Below are 14,535 nucleotides of genomic sequence, written 5' to 3'. Positions count from 1 at the left end.
CTTTCGAAATAGAAAAACGCATCACTCATAATTCTCAATTATTTTGAAACAGTTAGATAAGGTCCTGCTTGAAAAATTAGTTGTTTTACTCCGCGAAGGTGATACTGCTGCCTTTAATGAGTTGTATTATCGTTATAAAGGTAAAATCCACCAATTTGCTTATCGCTTTGTCAGGTGCTCCGAAACAGCGACTGAATTAACGCAGCTGGTATTTGTACGCTTATGGAAATATAAACATACGCTGGATGTAAGCAAAGACTTTGATGCTTTCTTATTAACCATTACCAGGAATCTGGTTTATAAAGAATTCCAGCGGAAAGCAAAAGCAGATACGTATCAAAATGAGCTCGCAAAACAGGAACATACCTACGATCCCGTGGCCAGTTTTATGGACTTACAAGATTATCGCCAGCTGGCAGAAAGTGCCATCGAGAGCCTGCCTCCACAAAGTAAAAAAGTGTTTAAGCTGAGCAGGGAAGAAGGAGCCAGTTATGAGCGAATTTCGAATGAACTCAACATTTCAAAAAATACCGTGCACAGTCACATGGCAAAATCATTGAGTCATATCCGACAGTATTTTAAAATCCATACACCGGAAACGGTATTGGTTTGGCTTCCGGTTATATGTACGGCAGTTATCAATTGGTAATTGACCTTTTATTTACAGTCTTAATTAGCCATCATATTCCCGTATTTTTGTTTTGCCTGATTGAAAAAACAGCAAAGAATTAGAATAATAACAGTAAAATCTTATATTATTTTCTGAACAAAGGACTTCTCTTCAATAAATATTCTAGTGGACTGCTATAGGATCCGTCCGTATTGCTGAGGAAAGCTTTGTGTGTCTGGTTATAAATGCTGGCATTATTATCCATATAGATATGGATGCTAACCGATACATCATATCGTTGTACAGAATTACTATTTGTAGTGCCATAAGTGGAAACACCTTTTAACTTATCGTTATCATTACGTTTTACTTTAGTGCTGGCAACATCGCTGCTGTAACTGGTCTGATAACCTTTGTTCTGTGTAATTGAACCATCAATTATATATTCTACCCCAAGGATATCACAGATCTCTTTCATGGTAAAATTGATTGTTTTTTCTTTTGTTACTCCGGCTTTATTTAGCAGGGCATTGGTGGTTCTTGGATCAAGAATGGTGTATCCTGCTGAATGCTGTGATAGAAAACCGTAGGTGTCTTCCTGGGCCTTATACCCGATGGCCTCGGCACCGGGCTGATTGTCCATGAGGAAGTTAAAGGGGAGAATTGCAATTTTATTATGATGGTCTACTGAGGTGGCCGACATATTTACCTGATCCTGCTGACGGTTTTGTGCAGGACTGTTTTGCTGGCTAATGTTCTCAATCCTGCCACTTGCATGTACAATTCGGGCAATTTCTGATTTTTTGATGACATATTCTGCAGTCTCTCCGGCATAAACAAAAGTGACATCACTGTCGGTAATCTTGATCACCTTACCTTTCATTTGCTCAGCATCAATTTTTTGAACCACATCTTGTTTCGTATTATTGCCGGTTTGAGCCATTAAATTCATAGAAAATAAGACTAAAATTAAAAAGCTATACCATTTTTTCATTGTTATGTGATTATAGTTATAAATATAAGCAGCCGGATTATGATTATCTATGTTTGAGGCTTTAAATTAAACGAATATTCATCGAAATATTTTAAGGGTTATTGATCAATATCATCGGTGTTAGTCTCTTCTATAAATATATGAAAAATATTTCAAGCCCGACTAGACATTTGACTTCCAGACGGGATATATACTATTAGACAGGCAGAGAATTTTCTGACTTTTAATTGTATCAAGTGAATACCAACGAAGAAATTAAGCTTTTATTTAAGTTATACCTGGAAGGGAATACCAGTCCTGCTCAGGAAGAAAGATTGTTTGCTATCCTGAGTAAAGAGGATCTGCTAAATGAGTCTTTTGAAAAAACTACCACAGAGATGTGGGCTGAAGATGTCCCGCTTAGGGATGATTCTCTGTCAGCACAGGCAGAACTGCAATCGGTTTGGAATAGAATTGGAGAAGAAGAGCAGGATAAAAAACGTCATATTTCCTGGCTAAAATATGCCGCTTCTTTATTCCTGGTTTGTACGGCGGCACTAACCTGGTACGCCATGAAAATAGGAGATCACAAAGTGACAGCGGCGACTGCCTTTTTAACTAAATCTACAAGACAGGGTGAAAGACTAAAACTGGTACTTCCTGATCGCTCTGTGGTTTATTTAAATGGAGGGAGCAAGCTGAGTTTTGCGCATCATTTTGAAAAAGGAAAATACCGGGATATTTATCTGGAAGGAGAAGCGTTTTTTGAAGTGAAAGAAGACCCGAACTGTCCCTTTATAGTACATACCGGATCCTTGCAGACCCGCGTATTAGGTACTTCGTTTAATATAGATGCCTATCCAGGAAAAGAGACTTTTAGTGTGAGCGTAAAGACGGGCAAAGTTGGGGTCTCAGCGGCCAATGTCAATGGATTACAACACTTGTCTTTCCTTACTCCCGGGAAACGATTGGTATATCAACTGAAAGCGGAGAAATTTAGCTTAAATCAACTTTCGGTAGAAGCTGTAAATGCCTGGACAGAAAGTCGCTTTGTTTTCAGAAATGAGTCTTTAAGCAACATCATTCTTCAACTGGAAAGAAGTTATAATATCAGTTTTAAAGTGAAGAATCCTGCTTTATTAAGATGCCGTTTCAACGCTACTTTTCAACACAATACGATTAAAGAAATCGCCGGACAACTCCAGCTGATGAGCGCGGGTAAAATACATTATGAATTTAACAATCAGAATACCACAATTACTTTATGGGGGGAGGCTTGCGAATGAGGCAGTAAAGGAATGTGATCCTATAAAAAATAAACCGCCCTGCTGTAACAGGACGGTTCCAAAAAAATGTTTTGTAACTCTTGAAAATTAAAAAACTTTTTGAATCCATGAAGGTAATGCTATACGCTTTAATAAAAAAATACTTTAATAAAATTACACCCTCTTTTTTGCTGCTGACGGTAGTTCTTTCGACTGCTTTGATGAAACCTGTTTTGGGAAATACCTATACACAGCAAGTTTTAAACAATAAAATCAGCATTAAATTGTCGGATGTGGAATTGCAAAAGGCATTCCTTGCCCTGGAAGACAAGGCAGAATGTGTGATCAATTATAACCCGGCAATTTTTAAATCTGTAAAACGCATCAGTATTGATGTGAAAGATGTACCCATCACTCAGGTGCTGAAAAAATTGTTGGAAGGCACAGGAGTGACCTATAAAATCGCTGATGCCAAAACTATCCTCTTGTACAAAATACCTGATCCGGTAAAAACAGGACAATTAACAGGTAAAATCCTGGATGAAAAAGGAGCAGCTTTACCAGGTGCCGGAGTAAAAATTATAGAGCTGAACCGGTCAGTGAGTACGGCCGTCGACGGTTCTTTTAGTATCGCAGTGGAGCCGGGAACATACACCGTAGAAGTCAGTTATGTGAGTTACCAGGGCCGGAGAATAACAGATGTAGTGATTAAATCAGGAACTGTTACGCCATTAACGATTAGTATGAAACCTAGTTCAGCAACATTGGCAGGAGTAGTGATCACGGGAGGTTATAAAAAAAGCTCCACCGATGGGCTGCTGGCACGTCAGAAAAATGCTGCCGAAATCAGCAATGGCATCAGTGCAGAGCAAATTGCCAGAACACCAGATAGCAATCTTGGGGAGGCAATAAAGCGAATCTCCGGGATTTCTACAATAGACAATAAATATGTGGTGGTGAGAGGAATGGGGGAGCGTTATAATGCGGCTACCCTAGATGGTTCCGTATTGCCAAGTACGGAAGTGGGGAGAAAAGCTTTTGCCTTTGACCTGATTCCTTCCAATCTGATTGACAATGTGGTGGTCAGCAAAACGATTACTCCGGATATGAACACCAGTTTTGCCGGTGGCCTGGTGCAGATCAATACCAAAGATATTCCCGATCAGAATTTCAGCAGTTTTTCCATTGGTACCGGGATCAACGACCAGAGTATAGGGAAAGATTTTTATTCGCCAAAACGTGGAAAGTATGATTTCCTGGGCTTCGATGATGGCAGAAGGGATTTTCCAAAAGACCTGAGGTATACGCCTGCATTGGCTTCTAACCGTCCGGATCTACAGCGAGCAGAAGATAAATTTGCCCAGAGCAGGCTGTTTACCAATGATAACCTGACTTTGTATAAAACACCGGCGGCTATGGCTCAAAATTATCAGTTTACTATAGGTAGAGTCAACCATGCAGACAGTTCCAGTATTTTTGGGGTACTGGGTTCCCTGAGTTATCGGAATACCCAAAATATTTCAGAAATCTCTGAACTAAGGAGGGGTACATATAATCCTGGATTCAATAACTATGGCAATGATTATAACTTCAACACCAGTCTTGGTGGTTTATTGAATGCAGGTTTGAAATTGAAAAACCATCGGATCAGTTTGAGAAATACCTACACCCGAAAGTTTGAAAGCATCACCCGGATCATGAACAATTACCTGGACAATATCGGTTCGGAAGAAATCGGTCTGATGCCTCCAAATCAGAGGATTACGGTGTTGCCAAGTTTTCTTGACCTCCTGCAAAATAAACTGAGCTTTCAGCATCAGCTCGGCAAGGTAAAACTGGATTGGGATATAGCCCGTACCGGCATCAAAAGGAACGAGAAAGATGTGATCCGCAGAGACCTTTACCCTCGAATGATTAATGGGGAATATGTCTTGGTTAACGCTACCAATTCTACTCAAACCGGTGAGTTTCCAAATTCCAGAAGTCATTATCTGAATAAGGAAACAGATTTTAACTGGAACATTTCAGGCGCAATGCCATTTACATTGGGCAATACCCGTAATATTTTGAAGACCGGTTATTCAGGGACTAAAAAACACCTGAAATTAAACTGGGAAGGTGCACAGCTGAACGATATTTATCAATACACCCCGGATAGCTTGCTATATCTGCCCATCTCAGAAAAGATCAAACCAGAGAATTTAAATCCGAAGGGATTTGTTTGGGAAGTGCATCCCTTTTTGATAGATTTTTATGAAGGTAAAAGTCAGCAGCATGCCGGATACGCAATGTTTGATAACCGTTTTTCCGAACAGTGGAGATTGGTATGGGGGCTACGTGCAGAATATTACAAATACAAAGAATTGAAGAACCCGACCAATTCAAGTGGAGGAGTGGAGGAAATAAAAGACCTGAAAGACAAAACATGGAGGTGGCTGCCCTCTGCAAATCTAACATATAGTCCGCTGCAAGACCTCAATCTGAGAGTCGCTTATTCCAGAACGGCCATTCGTCCGGAGTTTTTGGAGCGTGCGAAATTTATGATGTATAATCCTGATTTGGATGCACCCGTATATAGTAAGGGTTTGACCAGTACGGTAGTGGATGCACTGGATTTTAAAGCAGAACTGTTCCCTGCGCTGGGAGAAATAATCTCTGTAGGTGCTTTTTACCGATATTTTGATAAACCGGTGGAATTAACGAGACAGCCTTCTCAGGATGCCAGGTATGACTATGTATTGACCAATGCGGTATGGGCAAAAAATTATGGACTGGAGCTGGAATTACGCAAGCGACTCGATTTTATTGCCAACAAGACTTGGTTAACCAACATGAGTATATATGGAAACGCCACATTTATCCATTCTGAAGTACAGACTTCCAGTCAAAGTAAATCTACTGAGCCATTCGTGCTGAGCAGAAATAAAAGGCCATTATATGGGCAGGCCCCTTACCTGTTCAATGCTGGTTTGCAGTATGATGGAAAGCATTTCGGTACTAATGTGGTGTTCAACAGATCTGGTCGTAAGATGTATATCGTTTCTAACCGAATGCCTGATAGTGAATACCAAAGGCCATACAGTCAGTTGGATGCCCAGCTCAGCTATCGTTTTCTGCAGCCGCGAATTGAAATAAAATTAAATGCGGGTAACCTGTTAAATAACGCGGTTGAATACTATAATAATAGAATGAGTTACCGTCAGGCTACTCCAGAAGATGGAATCCCGATTACCGATGTTGATCAGTTTATTCTTAAGCCAGGGTATACTGATGATTTTGAAAAGGACGATATGAAAACTTTCAGACAAAAGATTGGGCGTACGTATAGCCTGCAATTGACTTATAACTTTTAATTAACCTAAGGATTCATTTATTTAAGGAAAGGAGAACCACACATTCTTAATTTTTACTGAAGCAAAAGCAGGGCCCTTGAGAAGCCCTGCCAATATAAATCTGTGCTCCCCCTAAAGGTGCGGACAGTAAAAAGAAGATCAACAAAGCCCCGGTATTTAAAAGCAACTGGCCAAGGGCCAGGCGTTTTAAAGCATTAGTTCGCTTAGTTACAACTGCAATTTAATCATAAAAACATACAATAGTAACATTATCATCCAAAAACCGAATACAATAATTGTTAAATTATGAAAAATCTATTATTTACTGGTTTAGCTTTAGCAGCCCTTACCTTTGCCTCTTCTTGTAAAAAAGATCAACAATCTACAGACACTACTTTCGGACAACGTAAAACAAAAGCAAGCTATGCTTCGGCATCGGCATTGCCGGTTCAAACTGTTAGTGGCAACATTACTACAAATACCACTTGGGATAATTCTAAAGTTTGGGAAATCAGCGGCATATTAACTGTTAAAAACGGAGCTACATTAACGATTCAACCAGGAACTTATATTAAATCTACGGTAAACACAGCTAATGTTCCTAATGGAATTCTAGTGGTTCAGCCAGGATCTAAAATTTCTGCGGTAGGTACAGTAGACAATCCAATTGTTTTCACTAGCCGTTATAAATTAGGTGATGCGACTCATGTTCCTACTCCAGGCGACTTTGGAGGTATTATTCTATTGGGTAATGCACATGTAAATACAGGTACTAAATACATTGAAGGATTAACAGGAACTGATTATATCTTCGGTGGTAACAATGAGTCTGATAACTCGGGTATCATTCAATATGTACGTATTGAGTATGCAGGTTTCAACTTAACTACAGACAATGAGGTGAATGGCCTTACTTGCGGTGGTGTTGGAAATGGAACTACATTAGACCATATCGAAGTGAACTACGGCAGAGATGACTCTTTCGAATTCTTTGGTGGATCTGTAAATGCTTCTTATTTGATTTCAAAAGCAGCAGATGATGATAACTTCGATTTCGACAATGGTTACAATGGAGAGATTTCTTATGCAGTAGCAGTAGCGGATAAAAATTCTACGCACAGTCAGAGTGGAGGAAGTTCAGATTCAAATGGTATCGAATCTGATAACAACTCACCTGTAGAAGATGCAACTTTCAGCTTGTTACCTAAAACACATCCTGTGTTGTCTTTCATTACTATCATTGGTACTTCAACCAGCAATTCTGGATATAAATTTGCAATCCGTAACCGTCGTGGTGCAGAAATTGAATTGTACAATTCTTTAATTACTGGCTATCCTTCTGGATTGGTATTTAATGACGGAACAGAGGCATTCTATACAAGTGGTGTTTCTGTATTGAGCAACAATGATTTCTATGGTTTTTCTGCAGCGATTACTCCAGCAGGAACTTATGCAGGAAATACTGCCACTTTTGGTGGTTCAGTTAATGCTTTCAGCATGGTGCAGCCATTCTTTAATGATGGTACTTTAAACTTATCTGGTAATTCAGCCAAAGGTGCATTTTCATCTGATACTACCTGGGCAAATACCTGGTCAACTTTATAAGCTATTATAATTGATAAGCGTAGTTATCGTATGAAAACGGTAACTGCGCTTGTTTTAACTACTCCTTGATACATGAAAAAAATTATACAATATGCCGGTTTGAGCTTAGTGATACTGCTGGTTTTTAGTTGTAAAAAACAAGAAATAGCGGTTGCTAATCCTCCGGAAATAGTGAATGTGACCATTGAAATGTCGACGGTAAAGGATACGCTGGAGTTCCTGAAAGACGGTAAAATCATTGCAAAATCCCCATCTGATCAGGGAAGCTTTACTCTGGAGGCTAAGGTATATGTTTCTGGCGATCATGAAAAAATCCAGATCAGAAAGAAAGGAACTACAGAAATTCTGGCAACGAGGTCCATCCGGTCAAATGCTTATCAACAAACAATTAAGTGTTATTATGATGGGCTTAACGCTTATGGAAACTCCGTATTGCTGAAAATTAAAGGTTATGCCAAAACTGATGTTTTGGAATTATTAATAGATGGTACTGTAGTTGGCAGCGGGACGAATAAAGAATTTCCTGCCGGACTGAGTATTGGAGTGAATGATGGGGTAGATCGTGAAATACAAATTCGTAAACAAGGCGATTCTAAAGTGCTTTATCATAAGAAATTGACCAGTACTGAAGCAGTACAAAAATTAAATTTCTATTATGAACCAGGTCAGCTGCTGGATAATATTGACATCGCTTTGCCTGTAAATATGGAAAATGCCTTGTTTAGTGCTTCTTTTACTAGCACCCTGGATATTTTTACCGGACCAGCGGATCTGGTCGTGCATAAGGGGAAAGGGAATATTACTTTATTTCCTCCAACCACTATTAGAATCCCATTGCCAGCAGATGGTTCTTTTAGTCAGTCCGTTGAATTACTTCCACCAGCTGCAGGAGAATCCTATTCCTATAAATTGGTGAAGCGGGGAACCCTCATTGATTTAGCTTATAACACTAAGGATGAGTTTATGCCGATGAGACCTGAAAGTGGCTTTACCACTCTTCCATTTGCGGCAGGGGGCTGTGCTATTGTAGTGATGACAGATTCAAAGGTGGTGACCAAAACAGGCCCTTCAACGGTAAAAGGAACAAGAATCAATCTGGAGGCTACAGACATTGCTCAGTACTTTAAATAACATACTTAAATATACTACGCTCGATTCGTCATGTTGGCTTGCTGACATGACGTTATTGTTCGCTGGTTCCTGTAAAACTCAGTGTAGTATCCAGTTTTTACTTAAAAATCATTCAAACGGTGAAGAATCAAAAGTTAAGAGGCCTGGGGATTCTAAAGAAAATGCTGCCCAGAATGAAGTTTTCATGGAGTATGATACTGCCTTGTGTGCTGTTGGTAAATGAAGCGATTTTTAATCATATTTAATACGAAAAATATGAACATGCTATAAGAAGATTAAATGTTTATTATAATGATAATCTAATCTTAGTTTTGACTAGACCTTGGCGCAATCATGAGACAACTCAGCAGGTGAGTATAATGTAGAAGTAGAGTTTTCCGACCCGCAAAAAAAGAACCTGGAAATTGGAGGTTCTATATCCCGATTCAGTGACATTAAAAAAGTCTAAAAATACTGGAAATCAACAAAATGGCGAAGTTTAAAGTGATAGGACATAAAGTAATTGTGGAGTAACTTATAAGTTTTCTAATTTAGCGGTATGACGACTGATATCAACCTGAATAGATTACTGTATTTATGCGAAACGATTCCAATGTTATTCGCTGAACTTAGGGAAACTGAACTTTCAGATAAGCCGGCACCAAATAAATGGAGTAAAAAAGAAATCCTTGGACATTTGATCGATAGTGCGGCCTGTAACCATCAACGTTTTGTAAGGGCACAGTTTGAGCACTTGCCAACAATCATTTACGATCAGAATAACTGGAATTCAGTTAGTCATTATCAATCAATGGACAGCAAAAGACTACTTGCCTTCTGGATCGCTTACAACCTCCACCTTGTGGAATTGATGCAGCTGATGGCTCCAGAAAATCTGGAAAAGCGGTGTGTCACCGGCGGAGAGGAAGAGCATACGATTGCCTGGTTGTTTAACGATTATGTGAGTCATCTCGAATATCACCTCCGACAAATTCTCAAATATTAGACATTTCTCTGCTGAGGTTAAGGAATCTTAATCTTAGTGTAATCTTTTAGCTAAAAGAGCCCATATTTGCAGACCTGTTGCGTATTTGCAATAATAATCGTATGTTTGCCCGGCAAATAGTAACTCCTAAATTATTTGCTATGCAACTCGATCCCAATAAATTTATATCTGAAGGTTTAACATACGACGATGTATTGTTAGTTCCTGCATATTCTGAAGTTCTGCCACGTGACGTGGATACCGGAAGTTTTTTAACTAAAAAAATACGTTTAAATGTGCCTGTAGTTTCTGCAGCAATGGATACCGTAACTGAAGCTGGTCTGGCAATTGCCATCGCACAGGCAGGTGGTATCGGAATGCTCCATAAAAACATGAGCATCGAACGTCAGGCTGAAGAAGTTAGAAAAGTAAAACGCTCAGAAAGTGGAATGATCCAGGATCCGGTTACTCTAAATGCTGATGCAAAAGTAGCAGACGCATTCCAGATCATGAAGGAATTCAAAATAGGTGGAATTCCTGTGATTGATGCCGACAATAAATTGGTAGGTATCATCACCAACAGAGATCTTCGTTTCCAAAAAGATATGCAACGTAAAGTATCAGAAGTGATGACCAGAGAAAATCTGATCACTGCACCAGAAGGTACTACGCTATTACAAGCAGAAGAAATCTTACAAGATTATAAAATTGAAAAGTTACCTGTAATTAATGCAGAAGGACACCTTGCAGGTTTAATCACTTTCAAAGACATCCAGAAATATAAAAACTACCCTAAAGCCTGTAAAGATGAGCGTGGAAGATTACGCGTTGGTGCAGCTGTAGGTGTGGCAGCAGACAATATCGACCGTGTAGCGGCATTAGTAGCTGCAGGAGTAGATGTAGTGACCGTTGATACGGCGCATGGTCACTCTAAAGGGGTAATCGATATGGTGAAAGCCATTAAAGCACGCTTTCCTGATTTACAGGTGATTGCTGGAAATATCGCTACTGCAGACGCAGCAAGAGCATTGGCTGAGGCTGGTGCTGATGCCGTTAAAGTAGGTATCGGTCCTGGTTCTATTTGTACCACAAGAATCATCGCTGGTGTTGGTGTACCTCAATTGTATGCGGTTTTTGAATGTGCACAAGCATTAATCGGTACAGGAATTCCTGTAATCGCTGATGGTGGTATCAAACAAACCGGTGATATTGTAAAAGCAATCGCAGCAGGAGCAAGCTGTATTATGGCAGGTTCATTGTTCGCAGGAGTAGAAGAATCTCCAGGTGAAACAATCATCTATGAAGGACGTAAATTTAAATCTTACCGCGGTATGGGCTCTGTAGAGGCTATGCAACAAGGATCGAAAGACCGTTATTTCCAGGATGAAGAAGATGTAGTGACCAAATTAGTTCCGGAAGGAATCGTTGGACGCGTTCCTTATAAAGGTACTTTAGCAGAAGTAATCTATCAGTATGTTGGTGGATTGAGAGCCGGAATGCACTATTGTGGAGCTGCAACTATTGATGACCTTCAGAAAGCTAAATTTGTACGCATCACGGCTGCAGGTATGCGAGAAAGTCATCCACATGATATTTCTATCACTAAAGAATCACCAAATTATTCTAGTAGAAGCTAGTTTATTGATCATAACAAAAGGGGTATCCATGATTTGGATACCCCTTTTGTGTTTTTAAGTAATATATGGTTATAGGAATTCGTCGGGGCTGATTTCCCAGGTCCATGGTTTCTTGAAACTTTCAAAAGTACGCAGGGTTTTTAGTGGGAAATCCTGTGTAATGGTTTTATTGACCACCCTACTCTGACGGCCGAGCCCGGTAGTGACCATCCGCTTCCGGTTTACAAAGTCGTACTGCTTGTCCGTTAGTTCTCCCGAACTTTCATTGTAATAATAGTTACTCGCTTTTTCCAGTGTCCAGTTCTTTTCCTGGTATTTGAAGCTGTATTTTAATTTCCAGCGCCATTCTCCACCTCCTTGAAAGGATAAAGAAAGCTGTCCTTGTTCAATGCCCATTGGACGTAATGGATCACCCATTTTACCGCCTTCTTCCGACCGTAAAATGAAGTTGTTATTTTGTGCAGCCAATTGATAACCGTTCCTGGTTTTAAAATAGATAGCCAGGATCCTTGGTTTTTGGATTTCTGTGATGAGGTCTGTGGTATTGTCTCCATAAGCCCTGCTTTCGCGGATTTGCTGATGGTATTCTAAAATCACAGCCAGATCATTTACATGATCCTGGTTCAGATCTCCAGACACAGAATCCAGGATTTTCCATTTTTCAGGAACAATATCTGCTAGAGATTTTCCTTGGTTTGCTAAGGTCGGAAACTTGAAGTTCTGTGCGTAAACTGCAGTCTGACAGCCCAGAAGAAATAGAATTATTTTTAGTTTCATACGTTAAATTTAACGTTTATGTCAGCAAAAAAGTGTGTTTGTTGGCTTCAACACCAGAATTTCTTGTAATATTGCAGCCTCATGGATAAAAAGATTAGCCTGTTTAACTGGAGTGGTGGAAAAGATAGCTGCCTGGCATTACACCATATTTTAGCAGCCAATGCTTTCGAAGTTCGCTGTTTATTGACTACAGTAAATGAAGCTTTTAATCGGGTGAGCATGCACGGAGTAAGAGAAGCCCTGTTAATTGCCCAGGCGGAAAGTATAGGGATCCCCTTATACCAGGTCCGATTGTCTGAAGCACCAACCATGGAGGCCTATGAAGAAAGTATGCATATACACTTGGATGCCCTTCGTAGTAAAGGAGTAGAATATTCAATTTTCGGAGATATTTTCTTGGAGGATTTGAGAACGTACAGGGAGCAAAAATTGTCACAAATAGGATTAAAGGCTGTATTCCCTTTATGGAAACGCGATACAAAAGAACTGATCAGCGAGTTTATTTCGCTGGGATACCGGACAATTGTAGTCTGCGCCCAGAAAGGATTGGAAGGTTTCTGTGGTAGAGTGATTGATGAGCATTTTATCGCCGATCTGCCTGCCGGAATTGATCCTTGCGGCGAGAATGGGGAGTTTCATACCTTTGTTTTTGATGGCCCGATTTTTAAGAGCCCAATTCAATTCAGTCTTGGAGAAAAGGTATATAAAGAGTTTCCAAAACCAAATGCTGAAGAAGGGGAGGTCTCAGGATATTGGTACGTTGATTTGCTACCCTAGGAATTACAGATGAATGCCCTTTCTTTACAAAACAATCAGCTTTAAAGAATCTGCTTTTACCCTGCTTTTCAACCACAACCTCAGCCTATCCTGATCAGCTATTGGAATCGGCTTGTAAAAAGAAGCCACCACCATTGTGAGCGTATCCGACTGATTAGAATCCAGTCTGTTAAATACAGTATTGCTGATGCTGTAATTTTTTAAATCTGGATAAAGTACCCGGAGTTCTGGCTTTAAATCTGGCAGCAATAACTGTAACGGATCATTAACAGTAGTAGATTCGCTATTGCTTTTAAAAACATCTTCCAGAATGCTGGCTTTTATCTGGGAAAGATCTACTTCATTTTTAGCATTCAAGCCCTGCCTGATCAATAACTTTGTTCCTTTCAGCTGATAGTTAGGGAGTTTTTTGGTTAAAGAATCCAATTGCAGCGGGGAAAGTTCTGCACCAAGCAGTAGCAAGTCAATTTCACTTCCTTTTCTATTGTACTTCAGCTTTTTCGAAATCACCTGTGTATTGGTGTAATTTAACTGCTGACTGATAAATCTGTTTGCATTGTTTTCAAATATACTTTTACCTACGATCTGATAAGTAAGGTAAATACTTGGGGCGATGGTAATCATCACCACGATCCAGATATAACGACTTACTTTTTGTTCATCCTCTTTGTTCTCAAAAGTTTTCTTTCTGAATTTCAGGTAACGAACGATCAGAAAGGTAGACACGCAAATAAAGACACTATTGATGAAGTACAGATAAATTGCCCCCATAAAATAGTACAAATTTCCGGTGGCAATTCCGAATCCGGCAGTACATAATGGAGGCATTAAGGCCGTTGCGATGGCTACACCTGGAATTACATTACTTTTTTCTTTTCTGGTCGCAGCTACAATACCTGCTAATCCACCTAAAGTAGCAATAAAAACATCCCATATAGATGGCGAAGTTCTGGCTAGTAGCTCTGAAGAAGCCTCATGAAGTGGGGTAAAACTAAAATATAGCGTGGAAGCAATAATGCTGATGATAGTGGCCAGGGTTAAGTTTCTAAGTCCCTTTTTAACCAGATCAAAGTCGTTAGTGCCGATTCCAAGGCCAATTCCCACAATAGGACCCATCAATGGGGAGATCAGCATCGCACCAATAATGACTGCCGTAGAGTTAACGTTTAGTCCTATACACGCTACAAAAATCGCGAAAATCAAAGTCCATAAATTGGCACCTTTAAAAGCAACATTCTTCTTGATTGAGGCGATAGTTTCTGCCTGCGGAGCACTATCTTCCTGTAAGTTGAATCGATAATTGAAAAACTTTTTGAGTACGCTGTATAGCTCATTCATGGTCTGTATTTTTAAAATCATCGCAATTATTGATCCTAAAAATTACTAGTTTATTCCTAATGGATTTGCTTTGTAAATTTTAAAAGGTAAAAGAAGATAATTACTTTTTTATAACCACTCAATAGA

General features: G+C 39.7%; 11 protein-coding genes. 8 read left to right on the top strand and 3 right to left on the bottom strand.

All coding sequences use genetic code 11. From position 1 onward, the window contains the following. Positions 1–43 precede the first annotated feature (43 nt). Positions 44–649: an RNA polymerase sigma-70 factor gene (locus tag AQ505_RS19380; protein ID WP_062549699.1), complete on the top strand. Its 606-nt coding sequence runs from the start codon at positions 44–46 to the stop codon at positions 647–649. Positions 650–755: 106 nt separating this feature from the next. On the opposite strand, the gene AQ505_RS19375 is transcribed toward AQ505_RS19380, so the two are convergent. After that, on the bottom strand, positions 756–1,562 hold the full coding sequence (locus tag AQ505_RS19375; RefSeq protein ID WP_231634936.1) for a hypothetical protein: 807 nt from the start codon (positions 1,560–1,562) through the stop codon (positions 756–758). A 278-nt stretch (positions 1,563–1,840) separates the two neighbouring features. Between AQ505_RS19375 and AQ505_RS19370 the strand changes: the two genes are divergently transcribed. From AQ505_RS19370 to guaB, 6 genes are all read left to right on the top strand, one after another. Beyond that, the gene (locus AQ505_RS19370; protein WP_062549697.1) at positions 1,841–2,869 is read left to right on the top strand and encodes a FecR family protein; all 1,029 of its coding nucleotides are present in this window, start codon (positions 1,841–1,843) and stop codon (positions 2,867–2,869) included. A gap of 107 nt (positions 2,870–2,976) precedes the next feature. Next, positions 2,977–6,201, top strand: a complete 3,225-nt coding sequence (locus AQ505_RS19365; RefSeq protein ID WP_062549696.1) for a TonB-dependent receptor — start codon at positions 2,977–2,979, stop codon at positions 6,199–6,201. 285 nt (positions 6,202–6,486) lie between these two features. Next, positions 6,487–7,785, top strand: coding sequence for a hypothetical protein (locus tag AQ505_RS19360; protein ID WP_062549695.1), 1,299 nt, complete (start codon positions 6,487–6,489; stop codon positions 7,783–7,785). Between the two features lie 72 nt (positions 7,786–7,857). Further along, on the top strand, positions 7,858–8,916 hold the full coding sequence (locus AQ505_RS19355) for a hypothetical protein (RefSeq protein WP_062549694.1): 1,059 nt from the start codon (positions 7,858–7,860) through the stop codon (positions 8,914–8,916). Between the two features lie 538 nt (positions 8,917–9,454). Further along, positions 9,455–9,901, top strand: a complete 447-nt coding sequence (locus AQ505_RS19350) for a DinB family protein (RefSeq protein WP_062549693.1) — start codon at positions 9,455–9,457, stop codon at positions 9,899–9,901. Positions 9,902–10,041: 140 nt separating this feature from the next. Next, entirely contained in the window at positions 10,042–11,517 is a 1,476-nt protein-coding gene (guaB, locus tag AQ505_RS19345) for an IMP dehydrogenase (protein ID WP_062551121.1), read from the top strand. 69 nt (positions 11,518–11,586) lie between these two features. On the opposite strand, the gene AQ505_RS19340 is transcribed toward guaB, so the two are convergent. Then, on the bottom strand, positions 11,587–12,294 hold the full coding sequence (locus tag AQ505_RS19340; protein ID WP_062549692.1) for a hypothetical protein: 708 nt from the start codon (positions 12,292–12,294) through the stop codon (positions 11,587–11,589). An 81-nt stretch (positions 12,295–12,375) separates the two neighbouring features. Between AQ505_RS19340 and AQ505_RS19335 the strand changes: the two genes are divergently transcribed. After that, positions 12,376–13,071, top strand: coding sequence for a diphthine--ammonia ligase (locus tag AQ505_RS19335; protein ID WP_062549691.1), 696 nt, complete (start codon positions 12,376–12,378; stop codon positions 13,069–13,071). Between the two features lie 24 nt (positions 13,072–13,095). On the opposite strand, the gene AQ505_RS19330 is transcribed toward AQ505_RS19335, so the two are convergent. After that, complete coding sequence (locus AQ505_RS19330; RefSeq protein WP_062551120.1) at positions 13,096–14,409, bottom strand: TIGR00341 family protein; 1,314 nt, start codon at positions 14,407–14,409, stop codon at positions 13,096–13,098. Between the last annotated feature and the right edge of the window lie 126 nt (positions 14,410–14,535).

This window comes from Pedobacter sp. PACM 27299, from assembly GCF_001412655.1.
Lineage (GTDB): Bacteria > Bacteroidota > Bacteroidia > Sphingobacteriales > Sphingobacteriaceae > Pedobacter.
Note: the sequence above shows the minus strand (reverse complement) of the source record. Positions and strands in the feature narration are given on the sequence as shown.